Annotated in this window: 20 protein-coding genes and 1 pseudogene; 10 read left to right on the top strand and 11 right to left on the bottom strand. The window is 74.6% G+C overall.

The window, feature by feature from the left end:
* Positions 1-23 precede the first annotated feature (23 nt).
* Positions 24-1124 (bottom strand): non-homologous end joining protein Ku, encoded by a 1101-nt coding sequence (gene ku, locus MQV74_RS27685; protein WP_242723033.1) that lies wholly within the window; start codon positions 1122-1124, stop codon positions 24-26.
* Positions 1125-1174: 50 nt separating this feature from the next.
* Between ku and ligD the strand changes: the two genes are divergently transcribed.
* Complete coding sequence (gene ligD, locus MQV74_RS27680) at positions 1175-2074, top strand: non-homologous end-joining DNA ligase (RefSeq protein ID WP_242723006.1); 900 nt, start codon at positions 1175-1177, stop codon at positions 2072-2074.
* Between the two features lie 209 nt (positions 2075-2283).
* On the opposite strand, the gene MQV74_RS27675 is transcribed toward ligD, so the two are convergent.
* Positions 2284-3087 carry a nuclease-related domain-containing protein gene (locus tag MQV74_RS27675; RefSeq protein ID WP_242723003.1) on the bottom strand — a complete coding sequence of 268 codons (804 nt, stop codon included), beginning with the start codon at positions 3085-3087 and terminating at the stop codon, positions 2284-2286.
* 277 nt (positions 3088-3364) lie between these two features.
* Between MQV74_RS27675 and MQV74_RS27670 the strand changes: the two genes are divergently transcribed.
* From MQV74_RS27670 to MQV74_RS27640, 7 genes are all read left to right on the top strand, one after another.
* Positions 3365-3643, top strand: a complete 279-nt coding sequence (locus MQV74_RS27670) for a hypothetical protein (protein WP_242723000.1) — start codon at positions 3365-3367, stop codon at positions 3641-3643.
* 51 nt (positions 3644-3694) lie between these two features.
* Complete coding sequence (locus tag MQV74_RS27665) at positions 3695-4342, top strand: class F sortase (protein ID WP_242722997.1); 648 nt, start codon at positions 3695-3697, stop codon at positions 4340-4342.
* A gap of 57 nt (positions 4343-4399) precedes the next feature.
* Complete coding sequence (locus tag MQV74_RS27660) at positions 4400-5185, top strand: hypothetical protein (protein ID WP_242722994.1); 786 nt, start codon at positions 4400-4402, stop codon at positions 5183-5185.
* Positions 5182-6507 carry an ATP-binding protein gene (locus tag MQV74_RS27655; RefSeq protein WP_242722991.1) on the top strand — a complete coding sequence of 442 codons (1326 nt, stop codon included), beginning with the start codon at positions 5182-5184 and terminating at the stop codon, positions 6505-6507. The genes MQV74_RS27660 and MQV74_RS27655 overlap by 4 nt, the downstream gene beginning before the upstream one ends.
* A gap of 109 nt (positions 6508-6616) precedes the next feature.
* Positions 6617-6973 carry an SH3 domain-containing protein gene (locus MQV74_RS27650; protein ID WP_242722988.1) on the top strand — a complete coding sequence of 119 codons (357 nt, stop codon included), beginning with the start codon at positions 6617-6619 and terminating at the stop codon, positions 6971-6973.
* A 62-nt stretch (positions 6974-7035) separates the two neighbouring features.
* Positions 7036-8388 carry an FtsW/RodA/SpoVE family cell cycle protein gene (locus MQV74_RS27645; RefSeq protein WP_242722973.1) on the top strand — a complete coding sequence of 451 codons (1353 nt, stop codon included), beginning with the start codon at positions 7036-7038 and terminating at the stop codon, positions 8386-8388.
* The gene (locus MQV74_RS27640) at positions 8385-9842 is read left to right on the top strand and encodes a penicillin-binding transpeptidase domain-containing protein (RefSeq protein ID WP_242722970.1); all 1458 of its coding nucleotides are present in this window, start codon (positions 8385-8387) and stop codon (positions 9840-9842) included. The genes MQV74_RS27645 and MQV74_RS27640 overlap by 4 nt, the downstream gene beginning before the upstream one ends.
* Before the next feature lie 105 nt (positions 9843-9947).
* On the opposite strand, the gene MQV74_RS27635 is transcribed toward MQV74_RS27640, so the two are convergent.
* The 4 genes from MQV74_RS27635 to MQV74_RS27620 form a co-directional block, all read right to left on the bottom strand.
* Positions 9948-11105, bottom strand: a complete 1158-nt coding sequence (locus MQV74_RS27635) for a C40 family peptidase (protein WP_242722967.1) — start codon at positions 11103-11105, stop codon at positions 9948-9950.
* Between the two features lie 239 nt (positions 11106-11344).
* Positions 11345-11647, bottom strand: a complete 303-nt coding sequence (locus MQV74_RS27630) for a hypothetical protein (RefSeq protein ID WP_242722964.1) — start codon at positions 11645-11647, stop codon at positions 11345-11347.
* 37 nt (positions 11648-11684) lie between these two features.
* A complete protein-coding gene (locus MQV74_RS27625) occupies positions 11685-12404 on the bottom strand; it encodes a TetR/AcrR family transcriptional regulator (RefSeq protein ID WP_242722959.1) in 720 nt (239 codons plus the stop codon).
* A gap of 137 nt (positions 12405-12541) precedes the next feature.
* Positions 12542-13480, bottom strand: a complete 939-nt coding sequence (locus MQV74_RS27620; RefSeq protein ID WP_242722955.1) for an AurF N-oxygenase family protein — start codon at positions 13478-13480, stop codon at positions 12542-12544.
* Between the two features lie 138 nt (positions 13481-13618).
* Here MQV74_RS27620 and MQV74_RS27615 point away from each other — a divergent pair.
* Positions 13619-13762 (top strand): annotated as a pseudogene (locus MQV74_RS27615) (aminobenzoate oxygenase); the annotation flags it as partial.
* 65 nt (positions 13763-13827) lie between these two features.
* On the opposite strand, the gene MQV74_RS27610 reads toward MQV74_RS27615, so the two are convergent.
* From MQV74_RS27610 to MQV74_RS27590, 5 genes are all read right to left on the bottom strand, one after another.
* Entirely contained in the window at positions 13828-15063 is a 1236-nt protein-coding gene (locus tag MQV74_RS27610; protein ID WP_242722953.1) for a styrene monooxygenase/indole monooxygenase family protein, read from the bottom strand.
* Positions 15064-15124: 61 nt separating this feature from the next.
* On the bottom strand, positions 15125-15757 hold the full coding sequence (locus MQV74_RS27605; protein ID WP_242722950.1) for a GTP-binding protein: 633 nt from the start codon (positions 15755-15757) through the stop codon (positions 15125-15127).
* Positions 15738-16160: a DUF742 domain-containing protein gene (locus MQV74_RS27600; protein WP_242722947.1), complete on the bottom strand. Its 423-nt coding sequence runs from the start codon at positions 16158-16160 to the stop codon at positions 15738-15740. Before MQV74_RS27600 ends, MQV74_RS27605 begins: the two co-directional genes overlap by 20 nt.
* Positions 16160-16726, bottom strand: a complete 567-nt coding sequence (locus MQV74_RS27595) for a roadblock/LC7 domain-containing protein (RefSeq protein ID WP_242722944.1) — start codon at positions 16724-16726, stop codon at positions 16160-16162. The genes MQV74_RS27600 and MQV74_RS27595 overlap by 1 nt, the downstream gene beginning before the upstream one ends.
* A gap of 8 nt (positions 16727-16734) precedes the next feature.
* The gene (locus MQV74_RS27590; RefSeq protein WP_374120797.1) at positions 16735-19683 is read right to left on the bottom strand and encodes a sensor histidine kinase; all 2949 of its coding nucleotides are present in this window, start codon (positions 19681-19683) and stop codon (positions 16735-16737) included.
* Positions 19684-20768: 1085 nt separating this feature from the next.
* On the opposite strand from MQV74_RS27590, the gene MQV74_RS27585 reads away from it, so the two are divergent.
* On the top strand, positions 20769-21614 hold the full coding sequence (locus MQV74_RS27585) for a hypothetical protein (RefSeq protein ID WP_242722941.1): 846 nt from the start codon (positions 20769-20771) through the stop codon (positions 21612-21614).
* Positions 21615-21734 lie beyond the last annotated feature (120 nt).

Here is a 21734-nt window from a genome sequence, read left to right as displayed (position 1 = left end):
CGGGCGACCCGCTGAGCGGCGGTCTACGAAGCCCGGCGCTTGGCCGACGTCTTCCTGGCCGTGGCCGTCTTCTTCGTCGATGCCTTCGTCGATGCCTTCGCCGGCGCCTTCGTCGGCGCCTTCTTCGCGGTGGTGGCGGTGGATTTGGCCGTGGACTTCGTCGCGGACCCGGCGGTCGTCGGCTTCTTCGCGGCGGTCTTCGCCGTGGACTTCTTCGGGGCCGCCGCCGTGGTCTTCTTCGCGGTCGTCGACTTCTTGCCGCCCACCTGCTTGGGGGTCGTACGCGCGGAGCGGCGCGTCGGCAGCTCGGTGACCTCGGCCTCCTTGCCGCCGTCCGCCTCGCCGCGGGCCGTGCGGGCGGCGCGGACGCTGTTCTCCAGGGCGGCCATCAGGTCGATGACCTTGCCGCCGCCCGGCTCGGCCGCGGGCTCGGGGGCGGCGGTCGTACCGCCCTCGACCTTGGCGGCGATCATCTCCTCCACGGCGGTGCGGTAGTCGTCGTGGAGCGAGTCGAGGTCGACCTCGCCGAGGGTGTCCATGAGGGCGTCCGCGAGGTCGAGTTCGGCGTCGCGGACCGTGACGCTCGCGTCCGGGGCGACGCTGTCGGTGGCGCGGATCTCGTCCGGCCAGAGCAGGCCGTGCATGGCGATCACGTCGTCGACGACGCGCAGCATGCCGAGCCGTTCGCGGCCGCGCAGCGCGAACTTGGCGATGGCCACGCGGTCGCTGCGCTTGAGCGCCTCGCGCAGCAGGGTGTACGGCTTGGCGGCGGGCACTCCGTTGGCCGACAGGTAGTACGCCGTGTCCATCTGGAGCGGGTCGATGCGGTCCGCCGGTACGAACGAGACGATCTCGATGGTCTTCGCGGTCGGGATCGGCAGCGAGGCGAGGTCGTCCTCGGTGATCGGGATGACCGAGCCGTCGGCGTCCTCGTACCCCTTGCCGATCTCGGCGGTCGGGACCTCGCGGTCCTCCAGCTCGCAGACCTTGCGGTAGCGGATGCGGCCGCCGTCCTCGGTGTGGATCTGACGGAAGGAGATCGAGTGGCTCTCCGTGGCGTTCACCAGCTTGATCGGGATGCTGACCAGGCCGAAGGAGATGGCGCCGTTCCATATGGAGCGCATGCGGTGCACCTTTCGCCACGTTTTGCCGTGATTCGTGGGATTCTCATCGTATGACGCCCATCACGGAGGTGGAGGGGCGACGGCTCGCGCTCAGCAACCTCGACAAGGTGCTGTACCCGGCGAGCGGCTTCACGAAGGGTGAGGTCCTGCACTACTACGCGACCGCCGCGGACGTGCTGCTCCCCGAGCTGCGCGACCGGCCGGTGTCGTTCCTCCGCTTCCCGGACGGGCCCGACGGGCAGCGCTTCTTCACCAAGAACGTGCTGCCCGGTACGCCCGCCTGGGTGCGGACGGCCGAGGTGCCGCGGTCCGAAGGGCCCGCGCGGCAGATCCTCGTCCAGGACCTGCCGACGCTGATGTGGGCGGCGAACCTGGTGACCGAGTTCCACACACCGCAGTGGCGGGCGGACGCGCCGGGGCTCGCGGACCGGCTCGTGCTCGACCTCGACCCCGGGCCGCCCGCGACCGTGGCGGAGGCGTGCGAGGTGGCGCTGTGGCTACGGGAGCGGCTGGTCGCCGATGGGTTCTCGGTGTACGTGAAGACGTCGGGGAGCAAGGGACTGCACCTGGTCGCGCCGCTGGTGCCGGTCGCGTCCGCGCGGGTCTCCGCGTACGCGAAGGAGCTGGCGGTGGAGGCGGAGCGGGCGCTGCCGGCGCTCGTGGTGCATCGGATGACGCGGAGTCTGCGGGCGGGGAAGGTGTTCGTGGACTTCAGCCAGAACGCGGCGGCGAAGACGACGGCGACGGCGTACACGGTGCGGGCGCGGGGGGAGCCCACGGTGTCGGCGCCGCTGGCCTGGGGGGAAGTGGAGCGCGGGGGCGTCGGGGACGCGGCGCCGCTGGTCTTCCGGGCGCCGGACATGGCTGCGCGGCTGGGGCGGGTGGGTGACCTGTTCGCCGGGCTGCGGGACCCCGCGCGGGCGGCGGGGCTTCCCGGGGGCGGGGCCTGAGCCGGGGCCCGGCCGACCTGCGCCCTGAGCTGCAAGGTTGCTCGGCACCTAGGCTGTGCCCACCCTTCCCCAAGCTCTCGGCTTCGCTCGAGCAGGGGATGCCCCACTCGCCCTGCGGGACGATTGCCCACAGGGGTGGAGGGAAAGCGGCCCCCCCACCCCCCGCAGGGCGGGCCCGCCCGCCACCCCCGGCCGGGAGGCCCCGGGCCCTAGACCCGGTGCCAGACGTGGCGGTCGCGGGCCAGTGCGTGCAGCGCCTCCACATCCGCCGGCTTGAGCACGCCCCCCGCCCGCGCCAGCCCCGGCAGGTCCGCCTCGGTCAGCACGTGGACCTCGCGCGGCTCCGCGGTGGCCTCGACGGAGACCGCGCCGACGGGCACGAGGACGGCCCGGACCTCGGCGGTGAGGGCGAAGGAGGCGCGCGCGGCGTCGGCGCGCAGCTCCCGCAGGAGCGGGGCGGGCCGGGCGCGGCCGACCGCCACCAGGGGGTCGGTGACGCGCACCCGCTGCCGCCGCGCGGGCACCGCGTGGACGCAGAAGAGCCCCCCGGGGCCGATCAGGAGGTGGTGGATGCGGGCGCCGCCGGGCAGGCCGACGGAGTGCAGCGTGTGCCAGCCCACGGCGTCGAGCCGGTCGAGGGCCTCGCCGACGGCGACCTCGGCGGCGAGGGCCCGGCTCCGCGGGTCGGAGCGCAGCTTGCGGGCCGAGGGCGGATCGCGTTCGAGCTGGACGCGCAGCGCCTCGCCGGGCCGGTTCGGGGCGAGGTCGTCGTCGGGGTGGAGGGAGAGCCTGGCCAGCTCGGCGGGGGTGGGCACGGGGGGCGGCCCGACCGCGACGTTCCCGGTGAGGAAGGGGGCGAGGACGTGCAGGACGTCCTCCTCCTCGGCCGCGCTGAGCAGGTTCACACGGGCGGTCTCACGGTCGTACCAGGCCACGTTCCTGCCGTCCGCCCGGCACACGTAGAGCCGCTCCTGACCGTGCCGGAACGCCGGTACGACACGCAGTCCGCTCATCCCCATCACCCCACCGACCATGGGAACAGCCCGGACGCGCCCGCGGCAAGAAGCTGACGGGGCCGCACGGAAGTTCATGCCTGTTCGCCCGGGGTTCGCCCCGCTGGGCCCGGTCCGTGCGCCCTGCTCCTCGTGTCCCGTAACGGCACTGCCCGCACAGCTATGGCGCGCTGTTACACACTCGCCGAACCGCCGCAACGGCGGCCGCCTAGCGTCGTAGCCGTCATCGCACCCGCCGGGCCCCGGGCCCCCGCCGCACGAGCGCAAGGAACGTACCGTGAGCCATCCCCGCCGCCGCACCGCCGCCCTCCGGACCGCCGCCGTCGCCGCGCTCGCGGGCGGCGCGCTCCTCGCCCCCGCCACCGGCGCGTTCGCCGCCGAGCCCGCCCCCTCGGTCTCCCGCACCACCGCGCCGAAGGGCGGCGTCCGCGCGGGCACCGAGGGGCTGCGCGACAGCGGGAACCCCGCGTTCCTCGCGGCGGGCGGCGCCATGGCCGCCGCCGGTGCCGCGGGCCTCGGCTTCGCGATGCTGCGCCGCGGCCGTACCGACGGCTGATCCGGGCCGCCCCCCCTTCTCGACGACTCCCCCGCAAGACCAGGAGCGCCCATGACCACGCAGCCCCAGGAAGACGCCGCCGCCCCCGCCCGCCGCCGCACGGGACGCATCGCCGCGGCCGCCGCCCTCACCGCCGCCGTCGGCGTCGGGCTCATCGCCTGCGGCCAGGGCGGCCGGACCGCCGCCGCACCCGATGTGACCGTGAAGAACGCGGCGACCGCGCAGGCCAGACAGGCCCCGGCACCCCTGAAGGAGTCGAAGCCGACCGGCCTGCGGATTCCGGCAGCCGGTGTCGACGCCTCGCAGATGCTGGACCTCGGCATCGGCGCGGACGGCGAGCTGGAGGTGCCGCCGGTCACGAAGGCGGAGGTCCCGGGCTGGTGGACGGGCGGCGTCACGCCCGGCCAGAAGGGCGCGGCCGTGCTCGTCGCGCACTACGACACCGTGAACGGCCCGGCGCTGATGCGGAACGTGGCCCGGGTGAAGGTCGGCGACGCCATCATGGTGCCGCGCGCGGACGGCAGCACGGCGAGGTTCCGGGTGCGCGAGATCCAGCAGGTCGACAAGAAAGACTTTCCAACCCATAAGGTGTACGGGACGACCGACCGGCCGGAGCTGCGCCTGCTGACGTGCGGCGGCCCGATCAGGAACGGACACCGCGCCGACAACATCATTCTCTACGCCGACCTCGTGCGGTGACCAGGCTCCCCCGGCTCCTGGCCCCGCGCGCCTCGCCCCCGTCCTTGGCCCGCAGGAGTGCCGTTGAACCGCAGCAGCCGCCGCAGCGCGCTCGCCGCAGCAGCCGTCGCGCTGCTGGCGGGCGCGTTCGCCGCGGGCTGCGGCGACCCGGGCGACCTGCGCAGCTCGGGCGCGACCCCCACGGCCGTCGGCCCCACCCGGCTCTGGCCCGACCTGCCGCCCGCGTCCTCGCCGATCGGTGACTACGGCACGGCGGACACCGAGGAGGTCAAGGGCGTGCGGGTGCCCGGCGGCGACCTCCACAAGGTGAGTCCCGTCGCCATCGTGAAGGCGCAGGCGGCCGCGCACCCCGACGACTACAGCGGCCCGTCCGCGCTCTACAAGGAGACCGCGGACGCCCTGAAGAACTGCGGCAAGAAGGACAGGGAGTGCCCGGTCCTCAAGGCGTACTACCGCGACTTCACCGGTGACGGGAAGGACGACATGGTCATCGGCATCCGCATGCCCGAGGAGCAGCTGGCCATCCGTGTCTACGCGATGGACAAGGGCCATCTGACGCAGATCATGGGCACGTCCGACGCCGTGCTCGGCGTGGAGCTCGCCGGACGCGACCTGGTGCTCCGCGCGGCCTCCGACATCCCCGGCTACGAGTACCGCACGGCCTGGTCCTGGGACCGCCACCAGCGGGCGATGCTGCCGACCCGGGACGAGTTCCTGCGCTCCTCCGACGCGCCGCGGCCCAAGGGCGCGCGCAGCCCGGCACCCGAGATGACCGAGATCCCCGCCGAGGAGGCCCCGGCCCCCGGCCCGAGCTCCGGCGAGCACCCGGACGCGGGCGAATGACCGGCCCGAACGGGCCGCGCCGCCCCCGGCTCCCGCTGCGCCTGCCCGCCTGGACGGCGACCCTGACGTGGAAGGCCGCGGTCTTCATCGCCGTGATGTGCTGCGCCCTCGCGGCCCTGCTCGGCGTGCTCGTGCACGTGGCGGTGACGAACCAGACCGTGGGCCAGGCCCGCGAGCGCGCCCTGTCCCGGCTCGACGACGCCACCAAGCAGTACGAGGCGGGCGGCCGCCTCGGCCCGGGTGCGGGCATCGACCCGCCGGGCCTGCCGGGCCGTCTGCGCGACCTCGCCGTGGACGGACAGCGCGGCACGATGGTCGGCGACCACGACCGGACGCCCACGGTGTGGGCGGCGGGGCCCGCGGACGGCGGCCGGGCGATCGCCGTGGAGGTCGACTACGCCCAGGGCGCCCGCACCATCGACGGCCTCGACCGGGCGATCCTGGGCTCGTCCGTCCTCGCGATCGGCGCGACCCTGCTGGTCGGGGCGTTCGCGGTGACGCGCGTGACGCGGCGCCTGCATCTGACGGCCCGGGTCGCGCGCCGCATCAGCGCGGGTGACCTGGACGCGCGCGTGCACGACCCGCGCACCCACGACCCCGGCCGCCACCAGGACGAGGTGGCCACGGTCTCCGGGGCCCTGGACACCATGGCCTCCTCGCTCCAGGGCAAGCTCCTGAGCGAGCAGCGGTTCACCGCGGACGTGGCGCACGAGCTGCGCACCCCGCTGACCGGTCTGCACGCGGCGGCCGAGCTGCTGCCGCCGGGCCGCCCGACCGAGCTGGTCAGGGACCGGGTGGCCGCCCTGCGCACGCTCACCGAGGACCTCCTGGAGATCTCCCGGCTCGACACGCGCAACGAACGCGTGGACCTGGACGCGGTGCGGCTCGCTCCACTGGCGGAGCGCGTGCTGCGCGACCCGGGCGCCTCGGGCGCCGAGGTGGAACTGATCGTCGTACGCGACCTCGTGGTGGAGAGCGACGGGCGGCGCCTGGAGCGGGTGCTCGGCAACCTCGTGGCGAACGCCGTCAAGCACGGGGCGCCGCCGGTGTCCCTGACCGTGGACGGGCCGGTGATCACCGTGCGGGACCACGGCCCCGGCTTCCCCGACTACCTGGTGGAACACGGCCCGCAGCGCTTCCGCACCGAGGGCACCACCAAGGGCCACGGCCTCGGCCTGACCATCGCGCTCGGCCAGGCGCGGGTGGTCGGCGCGACCCTGACCTTCACCAATGTGGAGCAAGGGACGGGAGCGGTCGCCACGCTCACGCTGCCGGGCGCCGAGCGGCTCTCCGGGGACGAGCAGGACGAAGTCCGGGCCTGACGGGGACGTCTGACCGTACGTGACCCTTTTGCGGTGGCCGGATGTCGCTCTTAGCGTGAATCGCGGCCTATGGACCGGCCGTCCACCCCACTCCCCCGAGGAGACCCTCATGGCCCTGCGCCCCCGCTCCCTCGCCGTCCGCGTCGGCATAGCCGTCGCCGGCGGCGCGCTCGCCGCCAGCACGCTGGCCACCGCCCCGGCCCTCGCCGCCGAGGGCAACGAGCACCCCCGCAGCTACCAGGGCAAGGTCACCGCCAAGCCCGGGCTGCTCCTGCGCGACCGGCCCACGCGGGGCAGCAAGGTCGTCCGGTACGAGCCGTACGGCAAGATCGTGCACATCTTCTGCAAGACGCGCGGCGAGCACATCCAGGGCAACGACCGCTGGTACCTCCTCACCGACGGCACGTGGGCCTGGGGCGCCGCGCACTACATCGCCAACATCGGGCCCGCCCCGCGCTGGTGCTGAGCCACCGGAGTCCAGGCGGGGCATAACCGGACATTAAGCCCGGAGCTTGCTACGTTCCGGGCATGGAGGTCCGCGTCCCGCGGCGCCGGGGCACCGAACTCGCCCTGATCGTCGTCGCCGTCCTGCTCTCGGTCTACGGCTACTGCGACGTGGGCCTGGCCAGGACCGGCTCCGTCCCGCCCGGCGCCGCCGGCTACGGCGCCGGGCTCGGCGTGCTCGCGCTCCTCGCCCATCTGGCGGTGCGGCTGCGCGCCCCGTACGCCGACCCGCTGCTCCTGCCGATCGCCGTGCTCCTCAACGGCCTGGGGCTCGTCCTCATCTACCGGCTCGACCTGGAGACGCCCGGCGACCGGGCCGCGCCGACGCAGCTCGTCTGGTCCACCATCGGCGTCGGCCTGTGCGTCGCGGTCGTGGTCCTGCTGCGCGACCACCGGCTGCTGCGGCGCTACGCGTACCTCTCCGTCGTCGCGGCGCTCGTGCTGATGATCGTGCCGATCTTCTTCCCGGCCGTGAACGGCGCCCGCATCTGGATCCGGGTCGGCGGATTCTCCATCCAGCCGGGCGAGTTCGCGAAGATCCTGTTCGCGGTGTTCTTCGCCAGCTACCTCGCGGCCAACCGCACCGCCCTCGCCACCACGGGCCGCACCCTGTGGAAGTTCGTCCAGCTCCCCACCGGACGCGTGCTCGGCCCGGTCGTGGCGATCTGGCTGCTGAGCGTCGGCGTCCTGGTCCTGGAGCGGGACCTGGGGACCTCGCTGCTCTTCTTCGGGCTCTTCGTGGTCCTGCTGTACGTCGCCACGGGCCGCACCGGCTGGATCGCCGTCGGCCTGCTCCTCGCGGCGGCGGGCGCCTACGCGGTCGGCTCGCTCGAACCGCACGTGCACAGCCGCGTCGCGGACTGGCTGCACCCCTTCGCCTCCATCGAGGCGGGGCAGGGCCCCAACCAACTCGCCCAGTCGCTCTTCGCGTTCGCGGCGGGCGGGCTGCTCGGCACCGGGCTCGGGCTCGGCCACTCCATCCTCATCGGCTTCGCCGCGAAGTCCGACTTCATCCTGGCCACGGCGGGCGAGGAGCTGGGCCTCGCCGGGCTCGCGGCGATCTTCCTGCTCTACGCGCTGCTCGTGGAGCGCGGCTACCGCGCCGGGCTCGCGCTGCGCGACCCCTTCGGGCGGCTCCTGGCCGTCGGGCTCGCCTCGATCGTGGCGCTCCAGGTGTTCGTGATCGCGGGCGGCGTGACCGGTCTCATCCCGCTGACCGGCATGGCGATGCCGTTCCTCGCACAGGGCGGCTCGTCCGTCGTCACCAACTGGATCATCGTGGCGCTGCTCATCCGGCTGAGCGACTCGGCCCGCGCCCACGCCCCGGCCGGCGAGGAGCCCGCCGGGGCCCGGCCGCAGCAGGAGGCGTCCCCGTGACCCGGTACATCCGCCACGCCGCGGCGTTCTGTCTGCTGCTGCTCGTGGCGCTCCTCGTGAACGCCACCCGCGTGCAGGTCTTCGACGCCGAGAGGTACGACGACAACCCCGCCAACCGCCGCCGGGCCATCGAGCGTTTCGCCGTGCCCCGCGGCGACATCCTGGTGGACGGCCGCCCGGTCACCGGCTCCAAGGACACCCACGAGCAGCTGCGCCACGAGCGGACGTACACGAACGGCCCGCTGTACGCGCCGGTGACGGGCTTCGCCTCGCAGGTGTACGGCACGACGTTCCTGGAACACGCCGAGGACTCGGTGCTCTCCGGCACCGACCCGATGCTCGCGCCGCTGCCCCTGTGGCACGACCTCACCCGGTCGCGGAGCCCCGGCGGCGACGTCGTCACCACCGTCAGGGCCGCGGTGCAGCGGGCCGCCCACGCCGGGCTCGACGGCAAGAAGGGCGCCGTGGCCGCGCTGGAACCGGCCACCGGCAGGATCCTCGCGCTGGTGTCCACGCCGTCGTACGACCCCGAGCGGCTCTCCGGGACGAGCCGCTCGGTGGCGGACTCCTGGGCCCGGCTCAACGGCGACCCCGACAAGCCGATGCTGAACCGCGCGCTGCGCCAGACGTATCCGCCCGGCTCGACGTTCAAGGTGGTCACGGCGGCGGCCGCGCTCGACGCGGGCGAGATCACCGACCTGGACGCGCCGACGAAGTCCCCCGACCCGTACACGCTCCCCGGGACCTCCACGCGCCTCTCGAACGAGGTCACCGGCTGCACCGACGCGAGCCTGCGCTACGCCTTCCGGTGGTCGTGCAACACCGTGTTCGCCAAGCTGGGCGCCGACACGGGGCTCGACGCGCTGGTGGAGACGGCGGGGAAGTTCGGCTTCAACGACCCGGGGATCAAGGTGCCGTCGTCGGTGGCCGCCAGCACCTTCGACACGTCGATGGACCGGGCGCAGCTCGCGCTCTCGGCCATCGGCCAGTACGACACCCGGGCCACGCCGCTGCAGATGGCGATGGTGGCGGCGGCCGTCGCCAACGGCGGCTTCGTCAAGGCGCCGCACCTCGTGGAGCGGACCACCACCGGGTCCGGGACCACGGTGGACACGACGGCCACGCGCACGCTCCACCAGGCCATGGGGCCCGGCACGGCGCTGCGCCTTCGGGAGCTGATGACGGAGGTCGTCGAGCAGGGCACCGGCACGAACGCGGCGATCCCCGGTGTGACCGTGGGCGGCAAGACCGGCACCGCGCAGCACGGGCTCGGCAACTCCGGTACGCCGTACGCCTGGTTCATCTCCTGGGCGCAGAAGCCGGGGGACGGGGAGCCGTCGGTGGCGGTGGCGGTGGTCGTCGAGGACGCGGCCGCGTCCCGCGCGGACATCAGCGGTGGGGGGAGCGCCGCCCCCGTCGCCCGGGCGGTGATGGAGGCCGCGCTCTCCGGCTGAGGGCTCTGCTTCCGCCTGTCATCTGCGGGTGCGTTGTGGCTGGTCGCGCCCGCGCGGCGGAGCCGCACATGACACAGCCCCGCGCCCCCTATGGGGCCGTGCCGCTCAGGGCAGGTCCTCGCTCAGCCCCGTATCCGCGCCCGCACGGGCCCCCGCGGGCAAGCGCGGCGGGCGGTAGTCGGACACCGGTGTTGCGCCCCTGTCGGGGCGGACCGCGCCGAGCAGGGGGTTCGCCGCGAGCGGGGAGACCTTCACCTTCGCCCCGGGCCGGGGCGCGTGCACCACGAGCCCGTCGCCGAGGTAGAGCCCGACGTGCGTGGCCTTGGGGAAGTAGACGACCAGGTCGCCGGGGCGCAGCTGCCGCAGCGGCACCCGGGGCAGGCGCGCCCACTGCTCCTGACTGGTCCGCGGGATCTCCCGCCCGCCCGCGCCCCACGCCCGCTGCGTGAGCCCGGAGCAGTCGAACGTGGCGGGCCCCTCCGCGCCCCACTCGTACGGCTTGCCGATCTGTGCGACGGCGTACCGCACGGCCCGCTCCCCCCGGGCCGAAGGGGCCCGCCGGACGCCGGGCGCGCCGAGCGCCCCGGACGCGACGAGCTCGCGCTGGGCGGCGTCCGCGCCGGTGCGCTCGGCCCGGCCGACCGCGGCGAGCTCCTCGGTGCTGAGCGAGGCGAGCAGCTCCTCGACCTCGCGCAGCCGCGTCCGGACGCCGTCGCGGGCCCGCTCCTGGCGCCGGGCGAGGGACTCCTGCGCGGCCAGGGCGCGCTGGGCGGCGCGGGCGAGGGCGTCGGCCCGCTTCTCGCCGTCGGCGAGGCGGGCGACGGCCGCGGCCCGGTCGGCGGCGGCCCGGCGCAGCACGTGGCGCTGGTCGAGGGCGCCCCGCGGGCTGCGGGCGAGCAGCAGCCGGACGTAGGAGGAGATCTCCACGCTGTTGTTCTGGTACTGCTGACGGGCCAGGCGGCCCGCGGCGCCGCGGCCGTCGCGCGCGGCGGCCCGTGCCGCACCGAGGCGGCGGTCGAGGTCGGCGACCTTGCGGCGCTGCTCCTTGAGCTTCTCGTCGGTGGCGTTGTACGTCTCGGTGGACTCCTCGGCCTGGCGGTACAGGCGCTGGAGGTCCGTCAGGAGGGTGGCCACGGAGCGCTCGCCCGGGGCGGGGGCGGGCCTGGGGGCGGCGTGGGCCGGTGGCAGCGCGGGGAGGGGCGTCGTCACCAGCGCGGAGAGCGCGGAGCCCGCGCAGGCCCAGCGCAGCAGCCTTCCTGACACGTCATCACCTCCGGTGCGCGACGGGCCTTCCGGCGCGCACCGCGAGCATCCGGCCGCCGGGCGGGGCCCGCCTCCCGGCGGTGGGCGGTTGGCGCAACGAGGTCACTCGTCCTTGGGGCGCGCGGCGCGTCCAGTTGCACGCGGTCGACGGCGGTGCCGCGGCGAGATCAAGCCCGTCCGGCGCTTGAGGACGAGCGCGCAGCGCGCTGGCGGGCAGCGCGCTGGCGGGCCACCGGGGCTCAGCCGCTCCCCTGCCCGGCCGGAGGGCCCGGTTTGGACCAGGGCCACTTCAGGTCGCGCAGGCGGCCGCCGCGGGGGTCCGCGTCGGGCGCGTACTCGTACCGCCAGCCCGCGTGCAGCCCGAACCGCTTCGCGGACTCGGCGGCCACCCGGCGGTAGACGAGCACCGTGGGCTCGCCCCCCGCGTCGTCCGGCACCGGGACCCGGTACACCTTCGGCGGATGACCGGTCGGCCCGAGCAGGACCGGGAGCACGCGGCCGTCCAGCGGGCCGCCCACGAAGGGGGTGTCTTCACTCTTCACCGGCCCAGTGTCCGTCACCCCGGCCCCCGGGCGCCCGTCACACCAGGTGCGCGGCCTCCGCGACCACCGGCAGGATCCGCCGGACCAGCTCGCCCACCGGCCCCTCGGGGCTCTCCAGGGCGAGGGCGCGGCGCACCACGTCGGCGGTCTGCGGATCCCGCCCGGCGGTGGCCGCGACCTGGGCCACGAACTGCTCGACGAGCAGCTCCCGCAGCTCGTCGAGCGGCGGCCGCTTGTCCTCGTCGAGCCAGATCAGGGAGGCCGCCTCCACCGCGGTGACCCACATCCGCACGGTGGTGCGCAGCCGCGGTCCGGCCGGTTCGGCGAGGTCCATGTGGGCGAGGATGTGCGTGACGGCGGAGCGCCGGACCTCGTCCACGATGGCGGTCGTCCGGGAGGTCTCCACCACGCTGCCGCCCTGGAGCAGCGCACTGAACCCGGCGTCGTGCTCGTCCACGAACGCCAGGTACCGGTCGACGGCCCGGGACAGGCGCTGGGTGAGCGGCCCGTCCTGGGGCTCGGCGAAGCACTGCTGGAGGTCGTCGGCGGCCGACCGCAGCGCGGCCTCGTACAACTGCTGTTTGCCGCCCGGGAAGTAGCGGTAGACGAGGGGGCGCGAGACGCCCGCGGCCTCCGCCACGTCGTCGAGCGAGACCTCTTCGGGCGCGCGGTGCGCGAACAGCGAGAGGGCGGCGTCGAGCAGCTGGCTCCGCCGCGCCTCGACGCTGAGGCGTCGGTACGCACGGGTAGTGGTCATGCCCCGCAGGGTAACCGGGTTGTCGTACCAATGGGCCTTCCGTCACCTGCGGGTTCGTCGTGGCCGGTCGCGCCGGCGCGGCGGAGCCGCACACCGACACGGCCCCGCGCCCCTTCGGGCGCTGCCCCGCGGCGCGCTCAGGCGAGCAGCCCCGACGACCGCCACAGCCTGCGGCCCACCCCGCGCAGGACCCCGATGTCGTCGAGGAAGTCGGTGAGGCGCTTCGCCCCGCTCTGCATGACCTCGCGGCGGTGGCCGCTCGCCTTGACCTGGGCGAGGGCTTCGCGGCGGTCGAGGCCCACGTCCGTGTAGACCTGCGGGTTGACGAAGGCGATGGAGAAGACGCGGGCGGCCTCGCCGGAGCTGATCCGGGTCAGTTCGCGCTCCCAGCGCGGGGCGGTGACCATCTGGCGGCGCAGCTCCTCGCGCGCGTAGCGGACGTGCCGGGCCTCCTCCACGACGTGGATGCGGGTCACGCCGCGCACCAGGGTCTGCACGCGCTCGTCCGGGAACGTCAGGCGCTGCATCCAGTCGAGGATCTCCTCGCCGAGCAGCGTGCAGGCGAACGAACCGGGCGTGGTCGAGACGGTCTTCAGGACGCGGGCGAGGTTGTGGTTGAGCCGCGTCACGGGGTACGTGGGCGCGTTGCCCTTCTGGATCATGCGGGCGAACATCATCGAGTGGCGGCACTCGTCGGCTATCTCGGTGAGCGCGTACCGCACGTGCGCGCTGGTCACGGACTTGTCGTAGATGTGCCGTACGAGCAGCTGCATCAGGATGATCTCGAACCAGATGCCGAGCGAGGCGAGCGAGGCCGCCTCGTGCCGGGCGAGGTCGAAGCGCTGCTCCTCGGACATCCGCTTCCACATCGGGGTGTCGTAGAGCGAGACGAGCTCCGGCGGCCAGAACCACTTGCCGTCCTCGACGGGGGCGTCCCAGTCGATCTCCCGGTCCGGGTCGAAGGAGTGCTTGGCGGAGGACTCCAGGAGCCGGACGGCCACTTGCTCGCGGTCCTTGAGCAGGCCGAGCGCGTCCCGCAGAACGGTGAGCTCGCCGTCTTCGGTCACGGTCGTCATGAGGTCTCCTGCTCTTCGGGGTGCTGTCTGAGGTGCCTGAGGCGGGTTACCCGCGGTCACCTCTTATAAGACTGCTTGTCAGCAAGACCGTCAATCCCTTGTGCGTAACTTGTTGACCCCTCGTCCACCAGCGTCGAGGTCCTGGAGACGGGCGACGCGAACCTGGACCTGCTGATGGCCCAGGACGAGGAGATCGCGGAGGAACTCGACGCCGGACGCTTCACCGCTGAGGAGCGGCAAAGGGAGGCCGAGGTGGGGGCCACGGTCGCCGGAGGGGCCGCGAACAGCCCCTCCGGCGTTTGCGGAGCGGGGGTCTCGGGGACGGAGCCCCCGGACCGGGAAGGGACTTACGCCCCGGCCACCTCGGCCAGGTACGCCTCCGCGCGCGCGGCCTCGTAGAAGTACCCCTCGAAGTCCGCCGGATCGTTGAAGCCGTTGGCGAAGCGGTCGGCCACGGGCTTGAGCTCGCCCGCCGCCCCGAGGAGGCCGATGACGTGCTCAGGCGGCGGCGCCAGCATCGCGTTGGTCCACTTCGTGACGTGCCGCGCGGTCTCCCAGTACCGCTCGAACGCGGCCTCCATCCAGGCCTCGTCGAAGGGCCGGTCCCCGTGCTCCACGATGGACGTCAGGTACGACGCCGCGCACTTGGAGGCGGAGTTGGATCCCTGCCCGGTGATCGGGTCGTTCGCGACGACCACGTCGGCGACGCCGAGGACGAGGCCGCCGGAGGGCAGCCGCCCGACGGGCTTGCGCACGGTGGGGGCGTACCGCCCGGCCAGCGTGCCGCCCGCGTCGGTCAGCTCGGCCTTCGTGGCGCGCGCGTACTCCCAGGGCAGGAACTTCTCCAGGAGTTGCAGGGTGAGGGCGAGGTGCTCGCCGGGGTCCTTCACGCCCTGGAAGACGTCGAGCGGGCCGCCCGGAACGCCCTCCCAGAAGAGGATGTCCGCCCGTCCGGACGTGGTGAGCGTCGGCATCACGAACAGCTCGCCGACCCCCGGCACGAGGTTGCAGCGGACCGCGTCGAACTCGGGGTGCTCCGGGCGCGGCCCGAGGCCGTGGACGTAGGCGACGGCGAGCGCCCGCTGCGGCGCGGCGTACGGCGACCGCCGCGGGTCGCGCTCGAACATCGACACCAGCTCGCCCTTGCCCGCCGAGACCAGGACCAGGTCGTAGGCGCGCGAGAAGTAGTCGAGGTCGCCGACGGCCGCGCCGTGGATGACGAGCTGGCCGCCGCGCTGGGCGAACGTCTCCATCCACCCGGCCATCTTCACGCGCTGGTCGACGGATTGCGCGTGGCCGTCGAGCCGTCCCACCCAGTCGATGACGCGGGCGGAGTCGGGCCCGGCGACGGAGACGCCGACGCCCTCGATGTCCGGGGCCTGTGACTCCCAGAAGTTCAGCCCCAGATCGCGCTCGTGCTGGAGCGCGGTGGCGAACATGCACTGCGTCGACATGACCCGGCCCGAACGGATCTCGTCCGCCGTGCGGTTGGACATCAGCGTGACCTCGTACCCCCCTGACTGGAGTCCGAGCGCGAGCTGGAGACCGGACTGACCGGCTCCGACGATGAGTATCTTGCGCATGCGGGTCCTTCCCTACCTCATGGAACGCGGCGGGCGCACGGGCGCGGGCACGCCCGAGCCGTCACTCGGGCGTTTCGTCCAGCGCGTGGCCCACCAGGGCGAGCAGCGATTCGATCACGGAGGGCCGCTGCCGCGCGTCCATGATCAGCACGGGTATCCGGTCGGCCACGGTGAGCGCCTCGCGGACGTCCTCCGCCTCGTAGCGCTCGGTGCCCTCGAAGTGGTTGACCGCCACGACGTACGGAATCCCGCAGCTCTCGAAGTAGTCGAGCGCGGCGAAGCAGTCGGTGAGCCTGCGGGTGTCGGCGAGGACGACCGCGCCGATCGCGCCGCGCACCAGGTCGTCCCACATGAACCAGAAGCGCTGCTGCCCCGGCGTGCCGAACAGGTACAGGACGAGGTCGTCGGCCAGCGTGATGCGCCCGAAGTCCATGGCGACCGTGGTCGTGGTCTTGCCCGGGGTCGCGCTCAGATCGTCGGTGTCGGCGCTGGCCTGCGTCATCAGCGCCTCCGTCCGCAGGGGCGTGATCTCGGAGACGGCCGAGACGAGCGTCGTCTTGCCGACGCCGAAGCCGCCCGCGACCACGATCTTCGTGGCGATCGGCGCGCGCGTGCGGTCCAGCTGCCAGTCCTGTACGGCCTCTTCGCCGTCGAGGAGTTCCTGGACCCGGGTCTCAGATGCCGCGGAGCCCATGCAACACCCTTTCCAGCAGCGCGCGGTCCGGCCGCCCCGGGCCGTGGCCCGTCCCGTACACGCGGATCCTTCCCTGGTCGGCGAGGTCGCTGAGCAGAACGCGGACCACGCCGAGCGGTATCTTCAGCAGCGCCGAGATCTCCGCGACCGTACGCATCCGGCGGCAGAGCTCCACGATCGCGAGGAGCTCCGGCATCACCCGGGCGCTCAGGGAGTCGCCCCGCCCCAGCTCGCGCCGCTCCTCGGCCGCTTCGAGCGCGGGCTGCGCGGCCACGAACGTCTCGACGAGCAGGACGTGCCCGAACCGGGTGCGGCCGCCGGTGAGCGAGTACGGCCGGACCCGGGCGGGCTTCCGGTCGGCGCCGCGCACCGGCAGGCGGGGCGCCGCCGCGCCCGCGCCCATCAGACGCTCTCCAGCGACTGCCGCAGCTCGCTGCGGAGTTCGGGCGTCAGGACGTGCCCGGCCCGGCCGACGAACAGCGCCATGTGGTACGCCACGACCGTCATGTCGCAGTCGGGCGTCGCGTGCACCCCGAGCAGCGAGCCGTCGCTGATCGCCATCACGAAGAGGCTGCCCTCGGCCATGGCGACGACGGTCTGCTTGACCGATCCGCCGTCCATGAGCTGCGCCGCGCCGAGGGTGAGGCTGCCGAGCCCGGACACGATGGTGGCGAGGTCCGCGCTCGACCCCCGGGGCCCGGTGGGGCGGTGGGCGGGGCGGCGCTCGGCGTTGCGGGCGGGGTCGGAGGACAGCAGCAGGAGGCCGTCGGACGAGACGACGGCGACCGAGAGGATGCCGGTGACCTCCTCGACGAGGTTGGTCAGGAGCCAGTGCAGATTGCGGGCCTCGCTGCTCAGGCCGTGCACGGTGGGCCCGGCCTGCGCGGGCCCTGCGGCCCCGTCGGGCCGTCCGGGTTCCGTGGACTCCTCGGGTTTCGTGGTCTGGGCGGAAGAACCGGGCGTGCGCATGGGCGCAGTCAACTGCTTGCCTCCTCGACTGGGTCCCCCGGAACATCTGCGGTCTCTGCTGTGCCTGTGTCCTTCGCCGCGCCTCGGGGCCCGGCCGTGCCCCGGCCGCGGGCCGCCTCCCCGGCGAGCTCCGCCGCCACGTCGCGCCGCCCGCTCCTGGCGCCCCGCTGGAACCCCCCGAGCCTGCGCCGCAGTTCCTCGGCGTCGACACCGGTGGGGCGCGGCCGGGGCGTGAGTCCCCCGGCGATCGGGCTGACCTTCGGGGTCCGCTTGGGCAGGCCCTTGGCGGTGAAGACCTGGGGCGCGTCCGTGGGCGGGGTGTCCGCCTCGGGCTCGACGCGGCCGGGGTGCGCCGGGGTCGGCGCTTCCTGCTCGGGGCGGGCCGGTGGTTCGGCGGGCACCTCGTCGGCGGGCCGCGCGGGCGCCGACGGCTCCTGGGGCCGGTCGGGGTGGTCGGTCCCGAAGGTCGGTGCCAGGAGTTCCAGGGTGGTCTCGGCGGCCGCGATCAGGGGGTCCGGCTGGAGCGCCGGCTGGAGCTCCGGCTGGAGGTCCCGCTCCCCCGCGCGCGTCGGCAGCTCGTGGGAGTCGGCCTCCGCCTCGGAACCGGGCGGGGCCGCGGGCGGTTCCCCGCCCCGGGCGGCGGGCACGGCGACGGGCCCGGTGGCGGCCTGGGTCGGGGCCGACGGCACGGCGTTCGGCTGCGCGGCGGCATCCGGCAGAGCGGCGTTCGGCTGCGCGGCGGCACCCGGCAGAGCGGGCGGTTCGGGCGCCGGGGCCACGGCGGCGGGCGGCTCGGTGAGTATGCCGTCGGGCAGCACCACGACGGCGGCCACGCCGCCCTGCTTCTGCTCGCGCAGCCGCACCCGCGCCCCGTGCCGGGCCGCGAGCCGGGCCACCACGTACAGGCCGAGCCCGAGCGCGTCGCCGCTCTCGTGCTCGTACGCGTCCTCGGGGGAGAACGCGGCGTACTCGGCGAGCCGCGCGTTCAGCTCCCGCAGCCGCTCCACGCTCGCGCCGATGCCGTCGTCCTGTACGGAGAGCATCACCTCGCCGTTCTCCAGGAGCCAGCCGGACACCTCGACGGAGGAGTCGGGCGGCGAGAACGACGTCGCGTTCTCCAGGAGCTCCGCCACCAGGTGGCTGATGTCGTCCGCGGCGAACCCGGCGATGTGCGCGTGCGACGGCAGCGTGGCGATGCGGACGCGCTCGTACCGCTCGATCTCGCTGACCGCGGCGCGCACGACGTCGACGAGCGGCACCGGGCCCGCGTGCTGATGGCCGTGGTCGGCGCCCGCGAGGACGAGGAGGTTCTCGCTGTGGCGCCGCGTGACGGTGGCGAGGTGGTCGAGCTTGAACAGGGTGGCGAGCCGGTCGGGGTCCTGCTCGCGCTCCTCCAGGTTCTCGATGACGGCGAGCTGGCGCTCGACGAGGCCGAGCGTGCGCAGCGCGAGGTTCACGAACGTGCCCTGGATGCCGCGCCGCACCCGGTCCAGGTGCGTGGCGGCCTCGGCGAGTTCGGCGCGCAGCGCGTCGCGCTCGTCGGCCATCGCCTGGCGGGCGTCGGCCATCGTCTGGCGCCGCCCGATGAGGTGCTTGCGGTCGGCTTCGAGCGTACCGAGGCGCTCCTGGACAGCGACGGCGTGGCTGTGCAGCGCGTTGACGGACCGGACGACGGCAGCGAACTCGTCGTCACGGCCGGTGAACCGCACCGGCTCCGCCGTCGCGGGCGCCGCCGCCACCCGGGCCGCGCCGAGGCGGAGCACGGCGAGCGGCCGGGTGAGCGAGCGGGCCGTCGCCATGGCGACGCCGACGGCGAGGAGCAGCAGCGCTCCCACGAGCGCCACCCTGATCTCCAGGGCGGTGACATCGTCGTCACGCAGCTCGGCGAGGCTCTTCGTACGGTCGGCGGCGAGCGCGTTCTCGGCGCCGCGCATGGCCTCGATGCGGGCGGAGAGGGCGGCGTTGACCTTGTCCCGGTCGAGGCGCTGGTCGGCGGCGGACAGCTCGCGCTCGTCGGTGAGCCGGCCCAGGTACTGCTCTGCGGTGGTCACCTCGGAGCCGGTGACCGTCGACTCGTAGGTGGCGCGGGCCTTGCCGGGCGCGGCGCCCTGGAAGTCGGCGAGCGCGGCGAGCTCGCGGACGTGGGCCTGCTGGGCCGCGGTGCTGAGGTCGTCGCGCTGCCCGGTCCCGGCGTCCGACGAGTCGGCCCCGGAGGTGGGCAGGCCGGTGACCGGGTCGACGGTGGACCCTGTGGCCGCCGGGCGGGGCACGGACAGGGCGGCGAGGAGCAGGCCGCGGGTGGCGCCCGCCTGGTCGACGGCGTGGTCGAGGTCGGCGAGCGCGTAGGCGCCGGAGCCCGCGCGCGGCGGCAGCTTCTCGGCCAGTTCGCGGGTGAGGGCGTGGAGTTCGTCGATGGCCTTCGCGTACGCCTTGTGGGCGTCGAGGGCACTGCTCCTGCCGGTGAGCGCGGAGCGCCGCACGGTGGCGAGCTCCGCGAGGTCCCGGCGGAGCCCGGCCGTGACGGAACTGTTGGTGTTCGCGTCGGCGGCGGCCTCCCGCAGCTCCTCGATCCGCCGGTCCACGCGGGCGCTGCGGCTCTCGGACAGGCCCTTGCCGTCCGGGCGCCCGGCGGCGATGTAGGCGGTGACCTCGTCGCGCTCGTCGGCCAGCGAGTGGCTGAGCGTGATGGCCTGCTGGGTGAGCTCGGACAGCGTGACGAGGCTCTGCGAGTCGTTGAGGTCCCCGGAGGCGGCGATGATCGCGGGCGCCCCGGCCCCGGCCACGGCGGCGGCGACCACGGCGACGGCCACGATGAGCCGGTTGCGGACCCGGGCCTTGGGGGCCCGGGGGGTGGCTTCGTCGGCACCCGGCTGCGCGACTGCGGCCTGGACGGCACCTGGCTGCGGGGCGGGGGCCTGCGGGTCCTTCGGCTGGGCGGCAGCGGCCTGCTGCGGCACCGGCTGGTCCGGCCCGGGCGTCGGCTCGGCGGACGCCGGGGTGCCGGTGGCGGGCTGGGGGGTGGCGTGCTGGGGGGTGGCGTGCTGGGGCCTGGGCGAGGCGCCGGTCGGGCGCTGGGCACCGGTCGGGGGCTCGCTGCGGGCGTGGCCGCCGGTCGGGGGCTCGCTGCGGGCGTGGCCGCCGGTGGCGTGCTGGCTGCGGGGCGCAGCGTCGGACGGGTGCTCGGCGTCCGCGGACGTGCTGGTGGCGGGCCGCAGCGCGGGCGAGACGCCGGTCGGGGACTGGCCGCCGGTCAGGGGCTGGGCGCCGCTCAGGGACTGGGCACCGGTCGGGCGCTCGGGGCGGGCCTGGCCGCCGGTGGCGTGCTGGCTGCGGGGCGCAGCGTCGGACGGGCTCTCGGCGTTCGCAGAGGTGTTGGTGGCGCGCTGCGGCGTGGGCGAGGCGTCGCTCGGGAGGTCGGTGTCCGCCGGAGTGCCGGTGCCGCGTCGGGCTCTGGGCGAAGTCTCGCCCGGGCGCTCGGTGCGGGCGGGGGGCTCCGCCCGGTCCGTACGGGGCGCGGCCTCCGCGGACGCGTCGGCGGGGTTCTCCGCGCGGCCCTCGCGCCCCGCGGCGGCGGTGCCCTGGCCGGAGGGAGGGGTCGCGGCGCCCGGTCTGGCCCTTCCCGGGGCCTTCTGGCTGCCTTCGCGCCGAGGCCGCATCTCTTGCACCGGAGCTCGCATTCCTGTTTTCGTCTGCCCTAGGGCCCGGGTGACGATCCGTCAACGCGAGCGCTCCCGGCACGGACCCTGACCTTGCCAGACGATTCCAGTGCCGGTGCGCGGCAGTCTCGCATCGTCTGCCTGGCCACCTGAAGGAGTGAACATCGACTGGGAGTTGGCGAGCAAGTCACGCTGCGTGTCGCGCGGGCCGCGCGCGGTGCGCCGGTTGGACGTCCGTGGACGGCTTTGGCAGGATGCGCCGCCACACCCTTCGGAGCCGTCGATTCCGGCCGATTTCCCCTGCCCTGGCCACCGCCGCCGGGCCGCCCCTGCGTCGGCGTGCGCCCTCCGGCCGGGCCCCGGCGGGCCTCGGGCAGACTGACCCGATGCGCATCGAACTGGCCACCGAACCCGGCGACCCCGACCGTCCCAACGAGGACTACGCCTCGGTCGCGCTGCCCGCGTCCGGACAGGGCGGATCACTGGTCCTGCTCGACGGCGTGACGCCCCCGGCCGAGGACGTCGGCTGTCTGCATTCCGTCCCCTGGTTCACCGCGCGCCTCGGCGGCGCACTGGGCGAACTGTCCGTTTCACGACCGGATCTGACGCTCCCTGAGATTCTCGCGACGGCCGTCTCGCGCACCGCGGACACCCACCGTGACACCTGTGACCTTTCTCACCCGCGCACCCCGCAGGCGACGGTGGTCCTCGCCCGCTGGGACGCCGAGCGCGTCTCGTACCTCGTCCTGTCCGACTCGGCGCTGCTCCTCGCGGGGCCCGGCGGCGTGGTGGACGCGGTCCTCGACCGGCGCCTGGACGAGCTCCCGGCCGCCGTGCGCGCACTGCGCGACGCCGTACGGGCGCTGCCACGCGGCTCCGCCGAACGGCGGGCGCTCGGCGGTGAGTACGCGGCCGCCGTCGAGGCGCTGCGGAACGCGGAGGGCGGCTTCCACACCGCCGCCGCCGACCCCGCCGTCGCCGCCCTCGCGGTCACCGGCGAGCTGCCCCGCTCCGCCGTCACGGCCCTCGCCGCGCTCACGGACGGGGCCGGGCGCTGGGTCGAGACGTTCCGCGAGGGCGGCTGGGCCGACTGCTTCGCGCTGCTGCGCAAGGACGGCCCGCGGGGACTCGTCGAGCGCGTACGCGAGTTGGAGACGGCGGACCCGGACGGCACGGCGTTCCCACGCGGAAAGCGACACGACGACGCGGCCGTGGTGTACGCGGAGCTGTAGCCACGGCGTCGGCACGCCCGCCCGTACGGGCACGGTCGCGCCGGGTCATGTACCCACGCGCGAGGCGGAATTGCGCCAGCGGGACTACGTGAAGGGGAAGGGGACGCCAGTCCGAAGCGG

The organism is Streptomyces sp. AN091965, assembly GCF_022698285.1.
Taxonomy (GTDB): domain Bacteria; phylum Actinomycetota; class Actinomycetes; order Streptomycetales; family Streptomycetaceae; genus Streptomyces.
Note: the sequence above shows the minus strand (reverse complement) of the source record. Positions and strands in the feature narration are given on the sequence as shown.